At 43.8% G+C, this 22,419-nt stretch carries 26 protein-coding genes; 2 read left to right on the top strand and 24 right to left on the bottom strand.

What is annotated here, in order from left to right; translation table 11 throughout:
* Positions 1-3: 3 nt before the first annotated feature.
* Genes ccmE through ccmA form a run of 5 tightly spaced genes read right to left on the bottom strand, consistent with a single transcriptional unit; the run spans position 4 to position 2,795 of the window.
* On the bottom strand, positions 4-453 hold the full coding sequence (ccmE, locus tag B5D26_RS01595; RefSeq protein ID WP_078743948.1) for a cytochrome c maturation protein CcmE: 450 nt from the start codon (positions 451-453) through the stop codon (positions 4-6).
* Positions 450-629 (bottom strand): heme exporter protein CcmD, encoded by a 180-nt coding sequence (gene ccmD / locus B5D26_RS01590; RefSeq protein ID WP_078743947.1) that lies wholly within the window; start codon positions 627-629, stop codon positions 450-452. The genes ccmE and ccmD overlap by 4 nt, the downstream gene beginning before the upstream one ends.
* A 2-nt stretch (positions 630-631) precedes the next feature.
* A complete protein-coding gene (locus tag B5D26_RS01585; RefSeq protein ID WP_078743946.1) occupies positions 632-1,381 on the bottom strand; it encodes a heme ABC transporter permease in 750 nt (249 codons plus the stop codon).
* A 51-nt stretch (positions 1,382-1,432) separates the two neighbouring features.
* The gene (ccmB, locus tag B5D26_RS01580; RefSeq protein WP_078743945.1) at positions 1,433-2,149 is read right to left on the bottom strand and encodes a heme exporter protein CcmB; all 717 of its coding nucleotides are present in this window, start codon (positions 2,147-2,149) and stop codon (positions 1,433-1,435) included.
* Positions 2,142-2,795, bottom strand: a complete 654-nt coding sequence (ccmA, locus tag B5D26_RS01575) for a cytochrome c biogenesis heme-transporting ATPase CcmA (RefSeq protein WP_078743944.1) — start codon at positions 2,793-2,795, stop codon at positions 2,142-2,144. The genes ccmB and ccmA overlap by 8 nt, the downstream gene beginning before the upstream one ends.
* A gap of 202 nt (positions 2,796-2,997) precedes the next feature.
* On the opposite strand from ccmA, the gene B5D26_RS01570 reads away from it, so the two are divergent.
* Complete coding sequence (locus tag B5D26_RS01570) at positions 2,998-4,719, top strand: flagellar hook-length control protein FliK (protein ID WP_078743943.1); 1,722 nt, start codon at positions 2,998-3,000, stop codon at positions 4,717-4,719.
* Positions 4,716-5,054 carry an EscU/YscU/HrcU family type III secretion system export apparatus switch protein gene (locus tag B5D26_RS01565; protein WP_078743942.1) on the top strand — a complete coding sequence of 113 codons (339 nt, stop codon included), beginning with the start codon at positions 4,716-4,718 and terminating at the stop codon, positions 5,052-5,054. Before B5D26_RS01570 ends, B5D26_RS01565 begins: the two co-directional genes overlap by 4 nt.
* Before the next feature lie 61 nt (positions 5,055-5,115).
* On the opposite strand, the gene B5D26_RS01560 is transcribed toward B5D26_RS01565, so the two are convergent.
* The 19 genes from B5D26_RS01560 to B5D26_RS01470 all read right to left on the bottom strand — a co-directional run bounded on the left by B5D26_RS01560 (position 5,116) and on the right by B5D26_RS01470 (position 22,378).
* Positions 5,116-5,550 carry a DUF2802 domain-containing protein gene (locus B5D26_RS01560; protein WP_078743941.1) on the bottom strand — a complete coding sequence of 145 codons (435 nt, stop codon included), beginning with the start codon at positions 5,548-5,550 and terminating at the stop codon, positions 5,116-5,118.
* Positions 5,551-5,569: 19 nt separating this feature from the next.
* Positions 5,570-6,058 (bottom strand): chemotaxis protein CheW, encoded by a 489-nt coding sequence (locus tag B5D26_RS01555; RefSeq protein ID WP_078743940.1) that lies wholly within the window; start codon positions 6,056-6,058, stop codon positions 5,570-5,572.
* 92 nt (positions 6,059-6,150) lie between these two features.
* Positions 6,151-7,146, bottom strand: coding sequence for a chemotaxis protein CheW (locus B5D26_RS01550; RefSeq protein ID WP_078743939.1), 996 nt, complete (start codon positions 7,144-7,146; stop codon positions 6,151-6,153).
* Positions 7,147-7,151: 5 nt separating this feature from the next.
* Complete coding sequence (locus tag B5D26_RS01545; RefSeq protein WP_078743938.1) at positions 7,152-7,961, bottom strand: ParA family protein; 810 nt, start codon at positions 7,959-7,961, stop codon at positions 7,152-7,154.
* Between the two features lie 57 nt (positions 7,962-8,018).
* Positions 8,019-9,173: a protein-glutamate methylesterase/protein-glutamine glutaminase gene (locus B5D26_RS01540; RefSeq protein WP_078743937.1), complete on the bottom strand. Its 1,155-nt coding sequence runs from the start codon at positions 9,171-9,173 to the stop codon at positions 8,019-8,021.
* A 33-nt stretch (positions 9,174-9,206) separates the two neighbouring features.
* Positions 9,207-11,369: a chemotaxis protein CheA gene (locus tag B5D26_RS01535; RefSeq protein WP_078743936.1), complete on the bottom strand. Its 2,163-nt coding sequence runs from the start codon at positions 11,367-11,369 to the stop codon at positions 9,207-9,209.
* A gap of 12 nt (positions 11,370-11,381) precedes the next feature.
* Positions 11,382-12,170, bottom strand: a complete 789-nt coding sequence (locus B5D26_RS01530; protein ID WP_078743935.1) for a protein phosphatase CheZ — start codon at positions 12,168-12,170, stop codon at positions 11,382-11,384.
* Positions 12,171-12,223: 53 nt separating this feature from the next.
* Positions 12,224-12,604 carry a chemotaxis response regulator CheY gene (gene cheY / locus B5D26_RS01525; protein WP_428838707.1) on the bottom strand — a complete coding sequence of 127 codons (381 nt, stop codon included), beginning with the start codon at positions 12,602-12,604 and terminating at the stop codon, positions 12,224-12,226.
* A gap of 87 nt (positions 12,605-12,691) precedes the next feature.
* Entirely contained in the window at positions 12,692-13,420 is a 729-nt protein-coding gene (locus tag B5D26_RS01520) for an RNA polymerase sigma factor FliA (protein WP_169917383.1), read from the bottom strand.
* A gap of 24 nt (positions 13,421-13,444) precedes the next feature.
* Positions 13,445-14,704 carry a flagellar biosynthesis GTPase FlhF gene (gene flhF / locus B5D26_RS01515; protein WP_078743933.1) on the bottom strand — a complete coding sequence of 420 codons (1,260 nt, stop codon included), beginning with the start codon at positions 14,702-14,704 and terminating at the stop codon, positions 13,445-13,447.
* Between the two features lie 54 nt (positions 14,705-14,758).
* Positions 14,759-16,876 carry a flagellar biosynthesis protein FlhA gene (flhA, locus tag B5D26_RS01510; RefSeq protein ID WP_078743932.1) on the bottom strand — a complete coding sequence of 706 codons (2,118 nt, stop codon included), beginning with the start codon at positions 16,874-16,876 and terminating at the stop codon, positions 14,759-14,761.
* Between the two features lie 96 nt (positions 16,877-16,972).
* The gene (gene flhB, locus B5D26_RS01505) at positions 16,973-18,106 is read right to left on the bottom strand and encodes a flagellar biosynthesis protein FlhB (protein ID WP_078743931.1); all 1,134 of its coding nucleotides are present in this window, start codon (positions 18,104-18,106) and stop codon (positions 16,973-16,975) included.
* Positions 18,106-18,891: a flagellar biosynthetic protein FliR gene (gene fliR, locus B5D26_RS01500; protein ID WP_078743930.1), complete on the bottom strand. Its 786-nt coding sequence runs from the start codon at positions 18,889-18,891 to the stop codon at positions 18,106-18,108. Before fliR ends, flhB begins: the two co-directional genes overlap by 1 nt.
* A gap of 4 nt (positions 18,892-18,895) precedes the next feature.
* A complete protein-coding gene (gene fliQ / locus B5D26_RS01495; RefSeq protein WP_078743929.1) occupies positions 18,896-19,165 on the bottom strand; it encodes a flagellar biosynthesis protein FliQ in 270 nt (89 codons plus the stop codon).
* Between the two features lie 3 nt (positions 19,166-19,168).
* A complete protein-coding gene (fliP, locus tag B5D26_RS01490) occupies positions 19,169-19,912 on the bottom strand; it encodes a flagellar type III secretion system pore protein FliP (protein ID WP_078743928.1) in 744 nt (247 codons plus the stop codon).
* Positions 19,912-20,364: a flagellar biosynthetic protein FliO gene (gene fliO / locus B5D26_RS01485; protein WP_078743927.1), complete on the bottom strand. Its 453-nt coding sequence runs from the start codon at positions 20,362-20,364 to the stop codon at positions 19,912-19,914. The genes fliP and fliO overlap by 1 nt, the downstream gene beginning before the upstream one ends.
* A gap of 1 nt (position 20,365) precedes the next feature.
* A complete protein-coding gene (fliN, locus tag B5D26_RS01480) occupies positions 20,366-20,872 on the bottom strand; it encodes a flagellar motor switch protein FliN (RefSeq protein ID WP_078743926.1) in 507 nt (168 codons plus the stop codon).
* A 19-nt stretch (positions 20,873-20,891) separates the two neighbouring features.
* Complete coding sequence (gene fliM, locus B5D26_RS01475) at positions 20,892-21,869, bottom strand: flagellar motor switch protein FliM (protein ID WP_078743925.1); 978 nt, start codon at positions 21,867-21,869, stop codon at positions 20,892-20,894.
* A gap of 11 nt (positions 21,870-21,880) precedes the next feature.
* Positions 21,881-22,378, bottom strand: a complete 498-nt coding sequence (locus B5D26_RS01470; RefSeq protein ID WP_078743924.1) for a flagellar basal body-associated FliL family protein — start codon at positions 22,376-22,378, stop codon at positions 21,881-21,883.
* Positions 22,379-22,419 lie beyond the last annotated feature (41 nt).

Below are 22,419 nucleotides of genomic sequence, written 5' to 3'. Positions count from 1 at the left end.
CAGTTATTTCTGATAGTCAGCTGCTGTTTTGCCACTGGCTTTTAGGGCGGCTTCTACTTCGGGCGGCATGTAGTTTTCATCATGTTTAGCCAGTACTTCTACGGCTTGAAAAATACCTTTATCATCCATTGCCCCCATAGTGACAATACCTTGCCCTTCACGAAATAGATCAGGCAAAATTCCGGTATAGCTTACAACAACTTCATGTTTGTAATCGGTTACTGCAAATTGCACTTGTAGACTATCTGGCGCACGCTTTACGCTGCCATCGACCACCATGCCTCCGGCTCGAATACGTTGTCCTATTGGCGCCTCACCATCTGCAATCTGTGTGGGGGTGTAAAACAAATTGATATTCTCTGATAGCGCATACAAAACCAAACCAACGGCGATACCGACCGCTGCGACCATGGCACTGACCAGAATGAGCTTCTTTTTACGTTTTGGATTCATTGAGATTGCTGCTCCCGACGTAGTTTACGCGCTTGCTCTTGTTGCAGCTTGCGCTTGTGTCGTATGGGTAAAATAAAATTGATTACCAACAATAAAATGGTCAAACCATAGGCCAGCCAAACATACAAGCCGTGACCACCCATATTGAGGAATTCAGAAAAAGAATCGAAATACATGGCTATTTACTCAATAAACCCTGAACCCACTGGGTACGCTTTTCGCGCTCTAGAATTTCATTACGGGTACGCATCATCAGTACCGTGGCAAAAAAGCAGTAAAAGCCAATCACCATAATCAATAACGGCAACCACATTTCCATCGGCATGGCAGGCTTTTCTGTCAGCTTGAATGTGGCGGGCTGATGCAAGGTGTTCCACCACTCTACTGAGTACTTGATAATAGGAATATTCACCACGCCTACCAAAGATAGAATTGCACTGGCACGAGCAGCAGACTGTTTACTATCAAAGGCAGACTGTAAGGCAATCACGCCAAAATATAGAAATAGAAGGATTAGCATAGAGGTCAGTCGAGCATCCCACACCCACCAAGCCCCCCAAGTTGGTTTGCCCCAAACAGCACCAGTAAACAGTGCAATAAAGGTCATACTTGCACCAATTGGAGCGCAAGATTTAGCAACCATATCGGCTACCTTCATTTTCCAGATCAAACCAATGGCACCACAAAGTGCCATCGAGAAAAAGATCGACTGAGCTAGAATTGCAGCAGGTACATGAATATAAATAATGCGAAAGCTATTGCCTTGTTGATAATCCTGCGGCGCAAAAGCCAAACTCCAAACAGCACCTACTGTTAAAAGCACAATAGTCGCAGTCGCAAACCAAGGAATCCAGCGCCCTGAAATTTCGTAGAACCACTTTGGCGAGCCCATACGGTGGAACCACGCCCAGAATTTATCAAAAGCCATTTTCAACTCACCCAAATTACTCAGTATTTCATCTGTGTCGACTTGGCACGATTAGCCATTCAGACTAATTTTCAACGCCGCCCCTGCCGCTAAAGGCGCAGAGACCAAAGCCACCAAAAACAGTGCACCTAAAATTGCCAAGTGGCCTGTTACCGCCATACCTTGGCTTGCAGAAATCACTGCACCTGTGCCAAAAATCAACACAGGAATATACAAAGGTAAAATCAGTAACGTCATTAATACGCCAGTTCTGCGCAACCCTACTGTAAGTGCAGCGCCAATTGCGCCAATCAAGCTTAAAGTAGGCGTACCTAATAACAAGCTAATAAATAGCGTACCAAATCCAGCATCGGGCAAAAACATCATCACAGCTAACAACGGTGCCAGAAGCGTTAAGGGCAGCCCTGTCACTAGCCAGTGCACTAACACTTTTGATAAGACCAGTACGGCTAATGGATGTGGGCTGATAACCAACTGTTCTAAAGACCCATCTGCCATATCTTGCTGAAATAGGCTATCCAATGACAATAGCGTTGCTAACAAGGCCGCAACCCATAAAACCCCTGCTGCAATCTGCGCAAGAAATACCGCATCAGGACTAATACCCAAGGGGAACAGGGTTACCGCGATGGTAAAAAACAGTAACGGGTTCACAATATCAGAACGGCGACGAAAGACTAAAAGCAGGTCTCGCTTAAAAGTACCGATAAAGGCACGCCATGAGCTGATCGCATTAGAATCAGTTTGCATTGCAACCGGTTCAGTCATCGTCACCCTCTATTTTTAACTGCACAGTCTGACCCAAATCTATCACTTTAAGTTCAACCGGAAGGGAAAGATTGTGATGAGTAGTAAGAATAACCGCACCACCTTGAGTCGCATGGTCTGCGATTAACTGTTCAATCTCTTTAACACCACCTTGGTCAATGGCAGTAAAAGGCTCATCTAAAATCCACAGCGGCGCAGCTTGTAAGAATAGACGCGCTAAAGCCACGCGACGGTGCTGCCCCGCAGAAAGGGTATAACAAGGTACGTCTTCAAAACCTGTCAACTTCACCTTGGCGAGCGCCTGTCGAATTTGCTCATCACTAGCAGGTCGATAAAGCGATTGATACCAACGCAGGTTCTCTTCTGGCGTTAGATTAAGTTTGATACCTGGGTGGTGGCCGATAAACAGCAGGTTCTCACGAAAATGGTCGGCATTATCATTCACCAACTCGCCTTGAAAACGAATTTCACCTTCGTAGTCTGGTAATAAACCCGCTAACATACGCAGCAGTGATGTCTTGCCTGTACCATTAGGCCCTGCTATTTGCAGCACATCACCACAGTTAAGACTAAAATGAAGGTGACTGAACAATAGGCGATCATCTCGCTCACATGCCAGACCTTGCCCTGAGAGCAACTCTTGCACTGACTTTAACCTTTTTGATGGCCTGCCGATAATAATGATGCTGCCAACAGCGTGGGCCAACGCAAGCTGTCGGTGTGATGCGGCGATAATTAAAATGCTTCAAATAAGTGATAGCAATGAAGCGAGCGCCACTTTACTACGATTCCCTTTTTTGCGCTACAGACCTGAATCAAGGTGTGTACATCAATAAAAACAGGTTGTTATGGTTGATCAAGTACAAAGCCCTCGCGTAGAACAGCCTCAAGCTAGTCTGATAAATAGCGTTCGAGCAACCGTTGTCGGTAGTACAGGGCTGTCTACAGGCCAAACCGCGACAGCTGTTGTACAAAGTGCTGATACATCGGTCAGTACGACTACAGCGCAAACTGCTGGTAGATCAAGCATGGCCAGCTCAACACCCCAGCAATTAGCGATAACTCAGACAGCAAGTCATCAAATAACTGCGGCAGGTAGTACGGCTACTCCTCCAGCTCAAAGCACCACTCAGCAAGTCACGCCACAGTTACAAGCACAGCCTCAACAAGCCTCAACGACTCCGCCCACTGCTCAACAATCTCAGCCAGCGCAAATACAACCACAGCCCTCTCAGGGTAATAGTCAGGCCGCAGTCACAACACAAATACAAACACCTGCACCAAGCTCAATGCCGTCTACCGCAGCAACGCAAACTCCTGCACCAGCGGCAGCACTCACGGCTGAGCAAATTACCCAATTACAAAGTGCGGTAAAAGTACAAATCAACACAACAGGCTTAACCGTTGCGCTGCCGCAATTGAAGTCATTACCGCTTGGCACCCAGATTTTATTACGCCAGCAACCTGGGCAGCTGGTAGATATTTTAAATATACGTCTGCCTAATCAGGCTACAGCAAGTGCCAAAAGTGTACTTGGAAATAATCTGACAACACTGACGCCAACAGCTTCTTCTATAAATAATATAAAACCCAACCTCATCACCACAGAGTTACAACCATCACTGCCGCAAGGAAATAAGCTACAAGATCAAGCTGCACAGATTGCGAAATTACAGGATGCGCTCAGAACATCTTTACCACAGCAACAACCAACCGCTGAGGTTTTATCAAAAATACAGCAGCAAATCAGCCAGAACCCCAACATAAATCGGATTCTCACATCTGAGCTTCAACAGGCTTTAAATACACTCGACCAAGCAAAACTAAAACTCAATCCTAATCAAACGCCCAATATTGCTGAACTCAAACAGGCCATACAGAAAAGTGGGGTTCTACATGAGGCGATGCTACTGCAAGGTTTGTCCCAAATTACAGCAACGACACTTAACCCATTAACCGTTATTCCAGATGACTTAAAAAGTGCATTTTTCCAAATTTTCAGGCACTTAGCTCGTCAAGGTAAAGACGGGAACAAAGATAACGCAGGAGAAAGCAACAAAAATAATAGCGAAAATAGCAAGGCGGAGTCCCAGAAACAGCAAGTAGATCAGCTCCAAAAAACGATTCAAGAAGGCATTGCAAAAATACGCAGTAATCAACTGCACAGTGCTTTATTACAAAAAGGTGCTGATGGTGCACCTGCCGCAACATTACAAACTGTTATTCCAATTTTGTTTAATCAGCAACTTTCTGACTTGCAAATAAGTATAAGTAAAGAACCAGAAAAAAAAGGAGGAGAGCAAGAACCTAATCGAAAATCATGGGTTATTAATTTAACCTTCACCCCTAAGCAGTTAGGGAAGCTACATATACGTTTAAAGTACCAAGAGGAACAACTCAGCACACAAATCTGGGTTGAGCAAGATGAGCAACTGCCTATTGTGAGTTATCATCTATCACGCTTAAAGGCTAAGCTATCAGCACTTGGTTTGACATTAGATGAAGTACGTTGCTTCTCTGGTAAGCCTGAGACTAATCCCCCTGTAGCCCTACTGAATGTAAATGCATGACCGAGCTTAAAACAAAACAGGCGGTAGCCCTGAAATATGATGAGCAACAACATAAGGCACCTGTTGTAGTCGCTAAAGGTGAATTTTTTGTTGCAGAAGAAATTTTAAGACTTGCAGAAGAGAATGGTATTGCAATATATGAGGATGCTGAACTAGTCAGTGCTCTAGGACAAATTGAATTGGGAGAGGAGATACCCTCGGTACTTTACATGGCAATCGCTGAAATCATTGCTTTTGTTTACCACCTAGAGAGTCAACAAACAGGCCCTAAAACCTCAGAAGATAAAAAACATCTTAATAAACGCATCTTATTAAAAAAATTATATGGGCAATAAAAAACGGTATCCATTACAGATACCGTTTTACGCATGACTTAGGTGTTTACGACATAACCGATTAATAGCGAGTAAGCTCTTGCTCTACTCGTTTTTGTTTATTTAACTCCCGATGAACTAAAGCAAGCAGATCCGCCTCTACGCGTGCCAACCCACAGTTATCAACCAGATCATCGGCACTAGCCCCCATTTCTACTAACCGAATAGCATAAATATAAGGAATATTGCCAGAGTCTTTTTGCTCCAGTTCAACCTGTTTTTCTGCGGTATAATTTAGCTTCTTTTCCACTTCAAGTAAGCGCTGCCCAACGCCTATAGAGCCGCTACCCATGGCGTGCGTCTCATTTCTAAGCGTTTGTACCAGTTGCTCAGTTTCAACTTTATTCTGTGCGAGTTGCTCCCTCAGCACAGACAATTGTCGAATACTATAAATAGCAACAAATACAGCTATTAGCGACAACGCACCAAGCAGTAAGCTAACTAGAAAACCCTGCATAAATAATATCTACAGTCAGTTACAGTGCAGAGACCTCAGCCCACTCTTCATCACTCATCATCTTGTTTAGCTCAACAAGAATTAACAGCTGATCATTCTTGTTACATACACCCTGAATAAACTTAGCACTTTCCTCATTGCCAACATTAGGTGTAGTCTCAATTTCTGACTGACGTAGGTAAACCACCTCAGAAACAGAATCAACTAAAATACCAACAACTTGTTTCTCAACTTCGATAATCACAATACGAGTAGAGTCAGTTGTTTCAGCATTCATCAAACCAAAGCGTTGACGAGTGTCGATTACAGTAACAACGTTACCTCGTAAATTGATGATACCCAGTACATAAGAGGGCGCACCTGGCACTGGTGCAATTTCACTATAACGCAAGACTTCTTGCACTTGCATTACATTGATGCCATAGGTTTCATCAACCAAACGAAAGGTGACGTATTGTAGAATTGGATCTGATGATCCTGCATTTTTAGCTTGAACAACATTAGCCATGCGAAAGCTCCGTTATAAATTCAAAGACCTTGTGTCCCACAAGATAAAACCTAGTACTGTATCAATAAATCAACTCAAAGGATTTATTTTACTTAATCATCACTTGCTGCTGTCAGCTCCTGTAAATTAACAGGAACCTTATCACTATCAAGTAAACGAGCAAATGCAGCCACATCAATTAAAGCGCACATATGATCAACAACCGTCCCTGCTAGCCAAGGTCTACGCCCTAAGCTTGTGCGCCACTTAACCTCATCGGGGTGTAATGAAATAGCCTCTGCTACTTCGTTACAAGCTAAACCCCAGTCACTATTGTGAATCCGAATAGCAAACCGGAAATTAGGCTCATGATCTTCTCGTATACGCTCGGGCATCACCCATTGAGCAGTATCGACCAACCCTACATTTCTAGCATTGGCTCGAATAATACCTAAAAACCAGCCTGGCTGACCAAACAAAGGCGTCGGCACTTTTTCTAGTTTATGAATACCACCTAGTTCAGCCAAAGGTACCGCTAGCTTTAACCCTTTAACAATAAAAAGTAAGCATTCAAAGCGCCCTTGAGCCCAGTCAGGTCTACCATCAGTCCAACCTTCATTCTGCTCTGGCGCCAGCTCTACATTTATATCAGTGTCTATCTTTTCAGTAACAGCTGATGTTTCAAATGTAGCAATTGTTTCAACCTGTTCAATTTCAGGCTCTGCATATTCAACAACTGGTTCAGGCTCTGCAAAAACAATCTCTGGTTCAACTGTTTCAAGCTCTATTTCAGTTGGAATCTCCACCTCTGGTTCTGGCTCAGCAAAACGCAACTCAGGCATCACTACCACTGGAGTTTCCTGATAAGCAAACTCTACACGATCAAAGCGTTCATCCGCAGATTTGCTCTTAAGCTCAGCCTTTGGAGTAATCCCCTGACCTCCCTCTAGGCTAACGGAGTGCTTCTCACCAATCTCTGTATAGATCGGCTTTGCTACGGGCTGATCAAAGTCATCATCATAATCGGCTACATCTTGAAGCAAGGCTTCAAGGTAGCCTTCTATTGCTTCTTGAGGAGATGAAAAGTCATTTGCGCCACTTTTAGCCATCTCGATTAGACCTCCCCAGGCCGCTTATCACGTTGACGATGATCTATTTGTCTTTCAAGCAAATGCTTCAACAGTACATTGTAAGCATGTACCCCACGACTTTGAGGGTCTAGCATTGAGGGCGGCATACCCGCCATGCTTGCATCACGGAACTTAGTATCCACGGGAATCATTGAATTCCAAATATGATCAGGATAAGAGTTACGTAACAAGCGCAAGCTTTGCACAGATGCTTGTGTGCGTCGATCATATAAAGTAGGCACTACAGTATAAGGTAGTTCATTTTTTCTAGCTTTAGTGACCATCTGCAAAGTACGCATCATACGCTCTAAGCCTTTAATAGCTAAGAACTCAGTTTGCACTGGAATAATCAAGTGCTCTGCCGATGCTAGAGCATTAATCATCAACAAACCTAGTACTGGGGGACTATCAATTAAAACGTAGTCAAATCGATTCCAAAGCAATGCCAAAGCTCTAGAAATAACCAACCCCATACCACCTTGCGCACTCACTTGACGCTCAAGTGTTGCCAAAGCTGTCGAAGCTGGTATTAATTTCAGACGTTCATGACCTGTATCCATTAAAAGGCTTTGCGGTAGATCTTCTGGTATTTTTTTACCTTGCTGAAAAAGATCGTAAGCGCTTTTTTGCAAACCATCTGGATCATACTTGAAATAGCTGGTTAAAGAGCCGTGTGGATCAAGGTCCAAAAGCAGCACTCGATGACCTTGGTCAGCTAATAAACCGCCTAGAGTCACCGTTGAGGTGGTTTTACCTACACCACCTTTTTGATTGGCTACGGCCCAAACGTGCATGAATGTTTTCCTTAATGAACCCAGTTATTATTTTAAAGGCTGAACTAACATAATAAATTAACGCACAACATCCGATGCTAAACGGTAACCGATATCTTCTAAACTCAGTACCTCATCGGTCAAACCTGCTTTAGCTACTGCCATCGGCATTCCATAAATAACAGAGCTGTCTTCATCTTGCCCCCAAATGGTTGCGCCGTGCTCTTTTAGCATCCGGCAACCATCTCGTCCATCAGCACCCATGCCCGTCATAATAACAGCTAGCATGCTACCCCGAACGGCTTGAGCTGCAGAGCCGAAGGTTACATCAACACAAGGCTTATAGTTTAAACGATCATCACCCGGAAGAATTCTCACACAGTTAGCCCGCTTATCAACCATCATCTGTTTTCCCCCCGGTGCTAGTAATGCGAGCCCAGGCTTCAACGGATCACCATCAACAGCTTCTTTCACTGATATTTTACACAAGCCATCTAAACGTTCAGCAAATGCGCCAGTAAAAGCTGCAGGCATGTGCTGAACCAATAAAATTGGTGCAGGGAAATTAGCTGGCAGCTTAGTAAGAACGGATTGCAACGCCATTGGCCCTCCAGTAGAGGTACCAATTAAAACTAAATCATAATGTTTAGGTTTGGCTCTAGAACGTACAGAGGCTGGGCTTGAATTTAGCCCTCTAGGCTCTTGCCGATTACTTGGAGTAGTAGTTGTTAGTCCCGCACTCGGTCGATTTATGCTGGTTGTCGCTGGTCTTGGACTAACTTTAGCTTCAACGGGTGGCGAAACACGATGCGATGCCATACCAAAGGCACCACGTCGACTTTTGGAAACAGCAATCACTTTTTCACAAAGTACTCTTGCCAACTCATCTGGACGGCGAGATATATCTTCAAAGTTCTTCGGAAGGTAATCAACCGCCCCAGCCTCTAGAGCACCGAGAGTAATACGAGCACCTTCATGTGTTAAAGATGAGAACATCAACACTGATGTAGGTGCTTTTTGCATGATTTCACGAACAGCCGAAATACCATCTAAAACAGGCATTTCATAATCCATCGTAATCACATCAGGCTTTAGCTCAATTGCTTTCTCAACAGCTTCACGTCCGTTACTTGCTGTACCTATTGGCTTAATCCGAGGATCACTGCTCAACAACTCGCAAACACGACGACGAAAAAAGCCAGAATCATCAACAACTAAGACGGTTATTGGCATATAACGTCCTTATTCGACTGCTCAACTGACATCTTAGTGGGCACTTCTAGCATAGTGCTTCAACATACCAGGAATGTCTAAAATCAAAGCGATACGACCATCCCCAGTAATGGTTGCGCCAGCCATACCCGGTGTACCATGAAGCATATCGCCTAACGGCTTAATAACAACTTCTTCTTGTCCCACCAGCTGATCGACTACAAAGCCAACTTTCTGTGTCCCCACCGAAACGACTACAACATGAGCATTTTTCAGATTCCGACTAACATCTGCGCCTGGTACTAACCACTCTTTCAAATAGAACAATGGCAGTGTCTTATTGCGAATTACCAACACCTCTTGGCCATCAACAATATTTGCACGAGAAATATCCAATTGGAAAATCTCATTGACGTTAACCAAAGGCAACGCAAAAGTCTGATCGCCAAGAATCACCATGAGTGTTGGCATAATAGCCAGTGTCAGTGGCACTTTGATGATAATCTTTGATCCTTTGCCTTCTTCAGACCAAACATTAATAATGCCATTGAGTTGTGAAATTTTAGTTTTCACAACATCCATACCCACACCACGACCCGACACATCTGATATTTGCTCTTTTGTAGATAAACCGGCAGCAAAAATTAAGTTAAATGCCTCTCCATCGGTCAACCTGTCAGCGGCATCTTGATCAAGAATATTCTTCTCAACCGCTTTTCTGCGCAATGTAGAAGGGTTCATACCCGCACCATCATCACTGATAGTTAGCAGAATATGATTACCTTCCTGTTCAGCAGACAAAACAACCTCACCAACTCTTGGCTTGCCGCGCTCCTCTCGAACCTCTGGCATTTCAATACCATGGTCAACAGCGTTACGTACTAAGTGAATAAGAGGATCGGCTAAAGCTTCAACAAGGTTTTTATCTAAGTCTGTATCTTCACCTATTAAACGCAAGTTAATCTCTTTGCGCAAAGTACGTGATAAGTCTCGTACAACCCGTGGAAAGCGACCAAATACTTTCTTGATTGGCTGCATACGGGTTTTCATAACAGAGGTCTGAAGATCTGCTGTTACAACATCTAGGTTGCCTACTGCTTTGGAGATTTCTGGGTCACTGCTTTGCCCACCTAAACGCACTAGGCGGTTACGAACAAGCACCAACTCGCCTACCATGTTCATGATGTCATCTAAACGACTAGTATCAACACGAACTGTGGTCTCTGCAGCTGGTGCAGCTTCTTTTTTGACCGCTACTTTTTTCTCTTCTGCCGGAGCAGGTGGTGCTTTCGCAACAGGTGCTACAGCTTTTTGTGCAGGTTTTGGCGCAGCAGGAGCTACAGGAGCTTTAGCTGTTAGAGCAGCAGGCTTATCCTCAACAGGTGCGGTAGGTGAACCACCCCCATGTAACTGATCTAATAAAGCCTCAAACTCATCATCAGTGATCAAGTCTCCACTTGATGATGAGGATGCTGTAACAGGGGCTTTAGCGGCAGGCTCAGTTGGAGCTGAACCAGAGCCATGTAACTGATCCAGTAAAGCCTCAAACTCTTCTTCTGTGATATCGTCATTGCCATTGGCAGATGAAGATGATGGAGCAGCCGGCTGGGTAACACTAGTACTTGGTGCGACCCCATCCTGCCCTTGCAATGCATCTAGCAGAGACTCAAATTCAGCATCTGTAATATCACCTTCAGAATCCTGAACTGCCGATGCTGGTGGCTCAGGCTTGTGCGCAGGCTTAGATTCCTCGACAAAAACTGTAGTCTCTTCAGCAGGGGCTTCTTCAACTAGAGCTTCTTCAACCGGGGCTTGTTCATCTGCACTCTCAGGTGTGGCAAAGAACTCTAATTGGCGAATAAGAGCTGGATCAGCCTCGCTTGGCATCTGTCCCGCGCGGACTTCTTCAAACATCTCGTTAACTGAATCCAGAGCACTCAGCACAGAATCCATAAGCTCTGATGTCACAGTACGCTGACGCTTACGCAAAATGTCAAACACATTTTCTGCAACATGGCAACAGCTGACCAGAGGTGTAAGCTGGAGGAAACCTGCACCACCTTTAACAGTGTGAAAGCCACGGAAAATGGCATTTAACAAATCTGGATCATCCGGAGACTGTTCTAGATCAACAAGTTGTTCTGATAACAGTTCAAGAATTTCTCCGGCCTCAATTAAGAAGTCTTGTAAAATATCTTGGTCGACATCAAAGCTCATCCATAATTCTCCTTAAAAGCCGAGACTCGACAGCAGATCATCAACTTCATCCTGACCCGAAACAACATCTATACGTTCTTTCGCATTCACAATCGGGCCTTCAGGTGCATGTGCTTCTACTTCAGGTTTAGCAGTTTTTTCGTGTTTGATACCTGTAATTTGATCAACTTGGCTTGCCATACAAACCAAGTTCACCAAACTTTCTTCAATCTCTTGAACCAAGGTAATAACTTTTATCAATACTTGGCCAGTCAGATCTTGGTAGCCTTGAGCTAATAGGATATCACTGAAATTTCTTGAGAGTGAGTCTGATTGATCTTCTGTATCTCTTAAGAAATCATCTATTCGACGATATAAGTCTCGAAACTCATCAGGTTTCATCTCTCGACGAACCAAACGTGCCCAATCATTTCGAAGCGCATGTGCCTGATCACGTAAACGATCTGCAATAGGCGCACTTTCGTCAACCTTGTCCATTGTTTGGTTAGCCGCATCCTGCGTCATTCTGATAACATAGTTCAGTCGGTCAGCTGCATTAGCTATTTGAGACATCTCTTCAGAAGCTGGCCCACTGACTCCAACATCAATATGAAAGTTACTAATAGCATCATGTAAAGCACGAGTTAAACGCCCAACCTCAAGATACAGGTTACGATTACGCTCATCGCTAATACGCTGAATTAGATTAACAGCATCAGTCAGCTCACCACTTTCAACCTTTTGAATCAGTTCAGAAGTGCTTTCCTTTAGTATCTGCTCAAACTCACTTGATTGTTGTGCACCAGGGCTTTTCAGAGCCATAACCTGAAACCTTTATTTGATGAATTTCGTTCTGCCAATCAATATCGAACAGCCTATTTAGCCTGTTCGATACGTTCAAAGATTTTTTCAATCTTCTCTTTCAATACCGCAGCAGTAAATGGTTTAACGATATAACCATTTACGCCCGCCTGAGCTGCAGCAACAATCTGCTCCCGCTTAGCTTCTGCTGTCACCATTAAAATTGGCAGACTCTTCAGCTTAGGGTCTGCTCGGCATGTCTTTAAAAGATCAAACCCAGTCATCCCTGGCATGTTCCAATCAGTCACTAAGAAATCAAAGTTTCCCGTTTCCAACATTGGAAGAGCTGTCAAACCATCATCCGCTTCATGAGTATTGGTGAACCCAAGATCTCTCAGCAGGTTTTTGACGATTCTTCTCATGGTGGAAAAATCATCCACAATGAGAATTTTCATATTCTTATCCAAGGCAACCTCCACTTACCTAATTTGCCACTAATAGAATACTACAATTATGCATTTATCAAATATATATAATGCAATTTACTTCCAATCACTTAAGCGTGATCGCAATCTTAGAGCCGCCTGACTGTGAATCTGACTGACTCGAGACTCGCTGACCGATAAGGCCGCGCCAATCTCTTTTAAATTCAAACCTTCGGTGTAATATAGAGCTAACACCATCTTCTCTCGCTCGGGCAAGGTTTCTATGGCACTTGCCAGTGCTAATTGAAACGAATCATCCTCAACATAAGCCTCTGGAGCCAGAGTGTCTGCATCGGGCAAGTCATAGTGACCATCTTCATTAGTTGTCAGCTCTTCTATGCTAAAAAGTTTAGTTCCAGCAGAGTCTTGTAGAAAGCTGTTATATTCTTCTATCGTAACACCAAGCTCTTCTGCAACATCAACATCACGAGCATCACGCCCCGTTCTAGATTCTACTGACTTAATCGCTTCAGAGACTCGCCGCCCATTACGATGTACTGATCTTGGCGCCCAATCATAACGACGAACTTCATCTAGCATAGCTCCACGTACGCGTATTGTTGCATAGGTCTCAAAGCTTGCTCCTTTAGAGCCATCAAACTTTTGCGATGCCTCAATCAGGCCTATCATACCAGCCTGAATCAAGTCATCTAGCAAAACACTTGAAGGAAGCCGTCCTAACAGGTGCTGACCGATCCTCTTTACAAGGGGAGCGTACTGCTCAACTAAGCTACTGCTGCTGCCTTTCTTTGAGTAGTACATACCAGAACTCACAACTAGTGTCATGCGATAGTAATCTCCCTTACTTACCTACCGATCGACAGCACTTGAATGGCCTTCAGTACGCTCCAACAATTCTAGAGCGCGACTGACTAAAGCCTGTGCTTCAGCCAAACGGATATCATCAGGAATCTTCTGTCCATCAGCAACATAAGCTAAGGGCAGTCGATTATCCGCCAAAACACTTAAAACTTCACCGATACTCTCAGCCTCATCTAGCTTTGTTACGATACAACCATTCAATCCTTGCGACTGGAAAACATCGTAGCTTGACTGCATTACCTGCTCTTGACTAGTCGCACTAAGCACTAAATATTTTTTAATCCTAGAGCTTGCTGAGGACAACAGATCAAATTGTGCTTTTAAATTAGGATCTTGCGCGCTTAAGCCCGCAGTATCAATCAAAACTAATGCCTTACTCTTGAGGGATTTCAAGGTAGCATCTAGACCATGACGCTCATCTACTACCCGGACAGGTACACCTAGAATTCGACCAAAAGTTCTTAACTGCTCGTAAGCTGCAACCCGATAACAGTCTGTTGTCACTAACGCCAAACTATCCTGACCATATTTAAGCACATATCGTGCCGCAAGCTTACCTATAGTTGTTGTTTTACCAATACCGGTTGACCCCATCAGAGCAATAACCCCACCTTGATCAACCTGATCACCTGAAACAGTCTGTATGCTGGCAATAATTTGCGATGTAGCTTTATCCCAAGCGGCCCCAAAGCCTTCAGACTCAGATAAGTTTAAACCTTCTAATACACGATAACTAAAGCGTTCAGAAATCCCTAGACGTTTCAAACGCTTAATCATCATCGCTTCGACAGGCTTACGTTCAGCCATTGACTCTTTCATCTGCTCTCGCAGCAGTTCACGCAATCCTTGAATTTCAGACTGCATAGCCCTTACAGCAGCATCTTCTGAGCTAGAACGGCGCTTTGACCGCCCCAAGGAATCCACTAACGCCTCTGCCTGTTGATCATTTTGAGCACTGCGATCTTTAGTATTACTATAGGCGATAGAATCACTCTCTTTTCCTGCATTATCAATAACATCTCTTGCTTTAGAAAGCGCTTCAGCTAATGACTCTGTCAACGTGTCTGTATCGGCCAAGGACTGTGTAGACTGACTTAAGATGTTGTTGTCGTAATCTACCGCCGTAACAATTTCCACTCCGCCAGCAACTTTATTATTGGACAAAATAGCAGCGTCAGAACCAAACTCATCCCGCACTAATTTCATCGCTTGACGCATATCAGGAGCAAAGAAACGCTTAACTTTCATACCGATCAATATCCTTAATCAAGTTATGCAGGTATTACCACTGCCAATGTAAGTTTATTGCTGTCCAACTGTTGCCACAATAGTAATCTGTTTATTATCAGGGATTTCTTGATACGACAACACATGAACTGGTTGAGCACTATAGCGGACAAATCGTGCCAATACTTGACGAATAGGTGCCGCTACAACGAGTACGGCAGGATTCCCCATCATTTCTTGCTGCTGAGATACCTCTGCAAGAGACTGCTGCAAACGCTCTGCCATTGCGGGCTCTAAAACTAAGTTATCCTCTACATTAGACTGAGCAGCCTGCTGTACAGATTGTAATAAAATTTGCTCTAACTGTGGCTCTAGCGTGATAACAGGCAAATCCGTACTTGGCCCACAAATAGACTGTACTATTGAACGAGATAATGCCACTCGTACAGCTGCAGTTAGCTGTCCTATATCCCTTGTTCTCTGTGCTGTCTCAATCAATGACTGGGCAATAGACCTAAAATCACGAATTGAGACACTTTCTTGTAATAAGTTCTGAATGATTTTCAGTAGCTGATTGAGAGATAGGCTATCAGGCACCAGTTGTTCTGACAGTTTTGGCGAATGCTTTGACAAGGCATCCATCAGATGCTGAATATCATCATGCCCAATTAACTCATGAGCATAGTTTTGCATAATCTGATTCAGCTGCGTTGCAATTACTGTACTGGAGTCCACTACGGTATAACCTAAAGCTTGAGCCTCATCGCGGTCTTTAGCTTCAACCCAAATAGCATCTAAGCCAAATGCAGGATCTTTACCTGCGATCCCTGGTATCTCACCAAAAACCTGCCCTGGATTAATTGCCATCTCTCGCTCTGGATATACCAGCGCCTCTGCAACCACCACACCTTTGAGCATGATTCGGTAGCTGGTCGGCGATAACTCCAAGTTATCTCGAATGTGCACAGAAGGCACTAAGAAACCGAGCTCTTGATAAAGCTTCTTCCTAATACCTTTTATGCGCCCGAGCAGTTGTCCACCTTGATTTTTATCAACCAATGGGATCAGCCTATAGCCCACCTCTAGACCGAGCAAATCAATTAAAGGTACATCGCTCCAGCCAAGTTCTTTTTGATTAACGGCTTCGGCATCAGGCAAAGGTATATCGGGTATTTTTTTCTTCTCAAGCTGAGCCTCTTCTGCCTTTTTCTTAGCAAAGTGCTTGATGCCATAGGCTCCCGCTCCAGCAATTGCGGCTAGACCTAAAAATGCCACATGCGGCATTCCAGGGATAACACCCATGATCACCATAATCACAGCTGTAATCACAAGTGCTTCTGGAGATGCAAACATCTGATTTGTAACTTGCTCGCCAATACTTTCAGAGCTGTTAACCCGAGTAACCATAATGGCGGCGGCAACGGAAAGTAGCAAAGATGGGATCTGAGCAACCAAACCATCACCAATAGTGAGCAGTACATACTTTTCTAGCGCATCGGCAAAAGTGAGATCATGCTGAGCAACACCAACTGCAAGACCACCAATTACGTTGATGACTAGAATCATAATACCTGCGACAGCATCACCGCGTACAAACTTACTGGCACCATCCATCGCACCGTAAAAATCGGCTTCACTGGCTACTTCAACACGTCGCTGTTTTGCTTCCTCTTGATTGATCAGTCCTGCGTTTAAATCGGCATCAATCGCCATCTGTTTACCAGGCATTGCATCCAAGGTGAAGCGTGCGGACACTTCTGAAATACGCCCTGCACCTTTGGTGATTACCACAAAGTTGATAATCATCAAAATTAAGAATACAACCAAACCAACAAAATAGTTGCCGCCAATCAATACAGCACCGAAGGCCTCAATTACTTTACCAGCAGCATCTCCACCTTCATGACCATTGAGCAAAACAATACGAGTGGACGCAACATTCAAGGCTAAGCGCAACAAGGTTGCCACAAGCAGGATAGTCGGGAAAACGGCAAAATCTAATGGACGCAGTGCATAAACAGCCACTAACAAAATAATAATAGAGAGCGCTATATTGAAGGTGAAAAGCACATCCAATAGGAACACAGGGATAGGTAGTGTCATCATGCCCAATAACACTAAAATCATCACAGGAATACCCAGTCCTGATAGGGGCAACTCCTTCAATCTATTCAGTATTTGTGTTTTATCCATATCGCCCTTGTTCTCGGCTCGCAGCTTTTTATTCAGAGGCTAAAATTCTATCGCCATACTATAACAGGCAAAGCTTCCGGCAACTGCTTAATTTTTTTAATGTTTATATTCTTTAGGTATCTCAGGAGACGGCGCCTTACCAGGATGCTTCGCTTTACCGCTATCCGCCTGTTTCAACTGATATACGTAGGCCAACACCTGAGCAACCGCCATATATAACCCTTCGGGAATCACTTCACCAATTTCCGTACTGTAATAGATTGCCCGAGATAAAGGCGGAACTTGTAATATGGGAATATTATGGGCATCAGCAATTTCCCTAATTTTCATCGCAAGTTCATCACCACCTTTAGCCAGCAGCTCAGGTGCGCCCATAGAACTATCATCGTACTTTAATGCTACGGCATAATGCGTCGGGTTAGTAATAATAACATCTGCATTGGGCACATCGGACATCATTCGACGATTCGCCATCTCACGTTGCAACTGCCGAATTCGCCCCTTCACTTCTGGCTTACCTTCGGTGTTTTTCATCTCATCTTTGATTTCTTGCAGCGTCATCTTCATTTTTTCGTTGTACTGATACAACTGATAGGGCACATCTATCAATACAATAAATATCAATGAGGCACTGATCCAGATCGCCACCCAGATCAATATCTCAACTGTGCGGGCAAACGCAAATTCAGGTGCCATCCAAGCTAAACCAGGAAGTTCTTTTTCAAACGCATGAAAAACCAAAATAGCTGAAATGCCAACCACTGCAACCTTTGCAATAGATTTAACCAACTCAACTAATGAGTTCATGGAGAAGAGCCGTTTGATGCCTTCGATAGGGTTAAGTCGACTAAATTTTGGTTGCAGAGCCTCCGTACTGAAGTTCCATCCCCCTAGGGAGATTGGAGCAATAAGGGCTGCAATCACAACAACAATAAAGATCGGTAATAGCCCTAAAACACTTTCCTTGAGCGACAGCGTTAAGTGCCTAAATATTCCTTGTTCATCAAATATATCCGCTCTGTTAATTGAAAAGTTAAATTTAAAAACAGCTAACATTGCCTCGGCAACAAATGGCCCTAATATTAACAATGAGACGGCTGAAACCAGTGTCAGCAGCATTGTATTTAAATCTTTTGATCGGGGAATATCGCCTTTGTCACGAGCTTCTTGTAGGCGTTTCCCGGTGGGTTCCTCGGTTTTTTCCTGCCCGTCTTCGTTCTCTTTTGCCATTACGCCCTCGACTCAATCCAGTCACGCAAAAAAGACAAACCAAACTCAAAAACAGCCTGAAAGTGTGGTTCTATCGTCAGCATCCCTAACCAGGCAATAAATAAACTAAACACCATCATAAAAGGAAAGCCCAGCGAAAAAATATTCAACTGAGGTGCTGCTCTGGTCACAATGCCCAGCCCTGCTTGCACCATAAGTAAAGCAACAATACCTGGAAGTACGATTAGAAAAGCAGCAGAGAACATCCACCCCCCCAAATTCACTAACTCCCAGAAAAACTCTCTATCAATTCCTGTATAGCCAATGGGAATTAAACGAAAGCTATCAGCAATAATCTGAATCAAAGCCAGATGACCATTTAAAGTTACAAACAATAAGTTAGCGCCAATCACCAAAAACTGCGCCATTACTGTGGTGTTCACCCCATTTGCTGGGTCAGCCATAGACGCAAAACCCAAACCCGCTTGCATCGCAAAAATTTGCCCTGCAAGTGCAAACACTTGATAAACTATTTGCACTACAAAACCAAAAGCAACGCCAATCATCACCTGCTGCGCTATTACTAAAAAAGCTTGAACGGAGATCATATCAATTTGAGGCACTGGCGGCACCATTGGCAAAATAGCCAAAGTGATGACAACCGTAAACAGCAAACGAATATTAGCGGATAAGATTTGTGACCCTATTAGAGGCACCGTCATAAAGAATCCCGCCACGCGGAACAACGGCCATAAAAAGCCTGCAATCCAGTTTACCAACATGCCATCTGAGATTACTGAGGGCATAGGGTCAGCCTATTAGAAATGGGATATTGCTATAAAGACGGGTCGTAAACTCGGTCAAAGTGCGCACAAGCCAAGGCCCACCAACAACTATTGCAAACAGCGTTACAAAAAGACGCGGTAGAAAACTTAGCGTTTGCTCGTTAATCTGTGTCGCGGCCTGAAATATGCTAATCATAAGGCCCACAATCAAGCTAGGCACAACCATTACCGCTACAATCAGCATAATGAGATACATGGCTTCACGTAATATATCAACAACAATTGCTGGCGTCATAAGTTACCCTGCCCCAAAGCTAGAGGCTAAGGTTCCCATTACCAAAGCCCAACCATCAATCAGGATAAATAGCATAATTTTAAACGGTAAGGAGATAATAATCGGTGATAGCATCATCATACCCATTGCCATCAAAATACTCGCAATCACCAAATCAATGACTAAAAAAGGTATAAATATAATAAAACCTATTTGAAAAGCTGTTTTCAATTCACTGGTCATAAATGCCGGCACTAAGATTGTGAAGGGTATCTCTTGTGCTGAATCAAACTTTTCATAGCCAGCGATGCGCGCAAAAAGATCAACATGATCCTCTCGGGTTTGGGCCAGCATAAATTCCGTAATAGGTTTTTTAGCTAGCTCTACAGCATCAAGCGCCGTAATCGATTCTGATAAATAAGGCTGCAAAGCATCTACGTTTATTTTCTCCCACACTGGGGTCATGATAAACATTGTTAGAAACAGAGCTAAACCAATTAGGATCTGATTGGAAGGGGATTGCTGCAAACCTAAAGCCTGTCGCAACACTGCAAAAACAATAATGATCCGTGTAAACGAAGTCATCATGATCAACATTGACGGTATCAACGTCAATGCCGTCATAATGGCTAATATCTGTATGGTGACCGTATAATTCTGCGAGCCATCCTGCCCCGTCACTACGGTTAATGCAGGAATACCTGTTTCAGCACCCGCATAAGTGCTGAACAGCACCGTACCCAAAAAGATCATGATCAGTCGGAGCATTAAGGGGCTTCCCTATTATTTTTAAAGCTTTGCAACAGACTACGAAATCGTTCTGTATCAGGTTCAGGTGTGGCTCTCAATACCGGCTCGGAAAACACGTGTAAACAATTCACACCTGAGATAGACACCCCTAAAACCATCTGAACGCCAGCAACATCCACCAACAATATCCTTTCTTTACCACCCAATGGTAATACAGCCAGTACTTTCATTGCCTTACGGTCAACAACAGTGAGGTTAGGAACAAAGCGCTTTGCCAGCCAAGCCAACAAAATAATTACCAGCAAAACAACTGCAAGAGAGATGGCGATATCTTCAATACTTGAACTTGGCAAGCCAGCTGATGGAACTGTCGATGCTTTTAATGACTCAGATGCAGTTTGAGCTCGCACTAGCGAGCTCAAACCTAAACTTATCAAACATATCAGAGCGATAAAAACTGATTTAAGCATACTATCTCAGCTTTTTAATTCGTTCCGATGGACTTACAACGTCAGTGAGACGGATACCAAGCTTTTCGTTAACCATTACTACCTCACCATGTGCGATCAAAGTACCGTTAACTTTAACATCTAAAGGTTCACCAGCAAGACGATCCAGCTCAATAACCGAGCCTTGGTTCAGCTGCAATAGGTTACGAATTGCAATTTCAGTGCTACCCACTTCCATGGCAATAGTAACTGGGATATCCATGATGACATCAAGATTAGGATTATCATCATCCATACTCATGACGCTATCGTCTTCTAAATACTCAAGCGGTGCTGTTTCAATATCATCCTCAGAAATACCATCTACAGCTTCCTGCTCAGACAAAGCAGCCGCCCAATCATCTTCTGATGACGCCTGCTCGTCCATCGCTGCGGCCCAGTCATCCTCTGATGATGCCTGCTCGTCCATTGCTGCAGCCCAATCATCCCCAATATCGTCTGGGTTTACATTGTTGTTCTCATCACTCATAAATCACCGCCAATATTTTCTAACGCTGTAGCTTAACTTGCTCAACAATTTTTAATGCCAAGTTCTCACCTGACCGCCCAAGTTTACATTTGAAAGTCGGTACATTGTTTGCCAGCAATGTCACATGCTCTGGCATTTCAATAGGAATAATATCGCCTGCTTCTAATCCCATTAATTGTCCTAAAGCAATTTGACGCTCAACGATCTTAACGTTGAGTGGAATATTAGCTTCCATCACATCCTGACGTAGCGCCCTTACCCAGCGCTCATCAACATCATCAACATCACTCTGCACACCAGAGTCAAGTTCCTCTCTTACAGGTTCTATCATCGAGTAAGGAATGGTGATATGCATGTCTCCACCACCACCATCCAGCTCAATATGGAAGGTGCTGACTACCACTACCTCACTAGGGCTAACAATATTCGCCATAGAAGGGTTAACTTCGAAGCCAATATATTCAAAGTTAAGCGGTAGGACTGTGCTCCATGCCTCTTTAAGGTCAACGAACACTTGCTCAAGTACCTTTTGAACAATTCGAATCTCAGTTGGCGTAAATTCACGCCCCTCAATTTTGGCATGACGGCCATCACCACCAAAAAAGTTATCAACAAGTTTAAATACTAATTTTGCATCTAGTACAAAAAGCGCAGAGCCTCTTAATGGCCGCATTTTCACCAAATTTAAGCTTGTAGGCACAAACAGCGTGTGAACATACTCACCAAATTTCATGATTTGAACGCCACCAGCTGTAACATGCGAGCTACGACGTAGTAGGTTGAACAAACTAATACGTGTATAGCGAGCGAAGCGCTCATTAATCATTTCAAGCGTGGGCATTCGCCCACGAACAATACGATCTTGACTGGTAATGTCATAAGACTGAACTTCACTACCATCAAAATCTTCATCTGCTGAAGAGGGAAGATCATCATCCTCAACCCCATGCAGCAGGACGTCAATTTCATCCTGAGAAAGTAGATCCTGCATCGACATAGATCAACCCCTTATTGCATTACCAAATTGGTAAATAAAACCTGATCAATGGTTTCGCCGCTACCATATTTCGCCAACACATCTTGCAAAGCTTGGGTTGCCGCTTGGCGCATCTCTTCTTTACCTTCAGGTGATTGCAAACTTTCAAAGTCTTGTTTAGCGAATAGTTGATTTAAATTATTGCGAATTAGAGGCGCATGCTTTTCAACTTGTGCTATTGCAGACTCGTTCTGAGCTTTAACTGATACATATACCTGCATAAAACGCTGCTTTTTACCTGCATTAAAATTAATGACAAAAGCAGGTTCAATAGAATAGTAAACCGAATTACTTGGTGTAATTTGAGGCCCTGTAGGCACTGCTGCCTGAGACTCTCCGCCCATCCCTGGTACACCGCCTAGAAAAAACAACGTACCACCCACTGCAGCAGCAATCGAAAGCAAGACCACAACGACAATAATGATAATGGTTTTTTTGTTACTTTTTTTCTGTTCGTTTAAGTCTTCCATAGCGTGCCTCTTGCTTTCTCTCTACTGTTTAAATCCACTGA

It is taken from the genome of Oceanospirillum multiglobuliferum, assembly GCF_900167095.1.
Taxonomy (GTDB): domain Bacteria; phylum Pseudomonadota; class Gammaproteobacteria; order Pseudomonadales; family Halomonadaceae; genus Oceanospirillum; species Oceanospirillum multiglobuliferum.
This window is presented reverse-complemented; position numbering and strand designations above follow the sequence as displayed.

What these genes read in the sequence shown, in the direction of transcription:
- ccmE (WP_078743948.1), bottom strand. Translation starts at nt 453, where the DNA reads ATGAATCCAAAACGTAAAAAGAAGCTCATTCTGGTCAGTGCCATGGTC.
- ccmD (WP_078743947.1), bottom strand. Translation starts at nt 629, where the DNA reads ATGTATTTCGATTCTTTTTCTGAATTCCTCAATATGGGTGGTCACGGC.
- B5D26_RS01585 (WP_078743946.1), bottom strand. Translation starts at nt 1,381, where the DNA reads ATGGCTTTTGATAAATTCTGGGCGTGGTTCCACCGTATGGGCTCGCCA.
- ccmB (WP_078743945.1), bottom strand. Translation starts at nt 2,149, where the DNA reads ATGACTGAACCGGTTGCAATGCAAACTGATTCTAATGCGATCAGCTCA.
- B5D26_RS01570 (WP_078743943.1), top strand. Translation starts at nt 2,998, where the DNA reads ATGGTTGATCAAGTACAAAGCCCTCGCGTAGAACAGCCTCAAGCTAGT.
- B5D26_RS01565 (WP_078743942.1), top strand. Translation starts at nt 4,716, where the DNA reads ATGACCGAGCTTAAAACAAAACAGGCGGTAGCCCTGAAATATGATGAG.
- B5D26_RS01560 (WP_078743941.1), bottom strand. Translation starts at nt 5,550, where the DNA reads ATGCAGGGTTTTCTAGTTAGCTTACTGCTTGGTGCGTTGTCGCTAATA.
- B5D26_RS01555 (WP_078743940.1), bottom strand. Translation starts at nt 6,058, where the DNA reads ATGGCTAATGTTGTTCAAGCTAAAAATGCAGGATCATCAGATCCAATT.
- B5D26_RS01550 (WP_078743939.1), bottom strand. Translation starts at nt 7,146, where the DNA reads ATGGCTAAAAGTGGCGCAAATGACTTTTCATCTCCTCAAGAAGCAATA.
- B5D26_RS01545 (WP_078743938.1), bottom strand. Translation starts at nt 7,961, where the DNA reads ATGCACGTTTGGGCCGTAGCCAATCAAAAAGGTGGTGTAGGTAAAACC.
- B5D26_RS01540 (WP_078743937.1), bottom strand. Translation starts at nt 9,173, where the DNA reads ATGCCAATAACCGTCTTAGTTGTTGATGATTCTGGCTTTTTTCGTCGT.
- B5D26_RS01535 (WP_078743936.1), bottom strand. Translation starts at nt 11,369, where the DNA reads ATGAGCTTTGATGTCGACCAAGATATTTTACAAGACTTCTTAATTGAG.
- B5D26_RS01530 (WP_078743935.1), bottom strand. Translation starts at nt 12,170, where the DNA reads ATGGCTCTGAAAAGCCCTGGTGCACAACAATCAAGTGAGTTTGAGCAG.
- cheY (WP_428838707.1), bottom strand. Translation starts at nt 12,604, where the DNA reads ATGAAAATTCTCATTGTGGATGATTTTTCCACCATGAGAAGAATCGTC.
- B5D26_RS01520 (WP_169917383.1), bottom strand. Translation starts at nt 13,420, where the DNA reads ATGACACTAGTTGTGAGTTCTGGTATGTACTACTCAAAGAAAGGCAGC.
- flhF (WP_078743933.1), bottom strand. Translation starts at nt 14,704, where the DNA reads ATGAAAGTTAAGCGTTTCTTTGCTCCTGATATGCGTCAAGCGATGAAA.
- flhA (WP_078743932.1), bottom strand. Translation starts at nt 16,876, where the DNA reads ATGGATAAAACACAAATACTGAATAGATTGAAGGAGTTGCCCCTATCA.
- flhB (WP_078743931.1), bottom strand. Translation starts at nt 18,106, where the DNA reads ATGGCAAAAGAGAACGAAGACGGGCAGGAAAAAACCGAGGAACCCACC.
- fliR (WP_078743930.1), bottom strand. Translation starts at nt 18,891, where the DNA reads ATGCCCTCAGTAATCTCAGATGGCATGTTGGTAAACTGGATTGCAGGC.
- fliQ (WP_078743929.1), bottom strand. Translation starts at nt 19,165, where the DNA reads ATGACGCCAGCAATTGTTGTTGATATATTACGTGAAGCCATGTATCTC.
- fliP (WP_078743928.1), bottom strand. Translation starts at nt 19,912, where the DNA reads ATGCTCCGACTGATCATGATCTTTTTGGGTACGGTGCTGTTCAGCACT.
- fliO (WP_078743927.1), bottom strand. Translation starts at nt 20,364, where the DNA reads ATGCTTAAATCAGTTTTTATCGCTCTGATATGTTTGATAAGTTTAGGT.
- fliN (WP_078743926.1), bottom strand. Translation starts at nt 20,872, where the DNA reads ATGAGTGATGAGAACAACAATGTAAACCCAGACGATATTGGGGATGAT.
- fliM (WP_078743925.1), bottom strand. Translation starts at nt 21,869, where the DNA reads ATGTCGATGCAGGATCTACTTTCTCAGGATGAAATTGACGTCCTGCTG.
- B5D26_RS01470 (WP_078743924.1), bottom strand. Translation starts at nt 22,378, where the DNA reads ATGGAAGACTTAAACGAACAGAAAAAAAGTAACAAAAAAACCATTATC.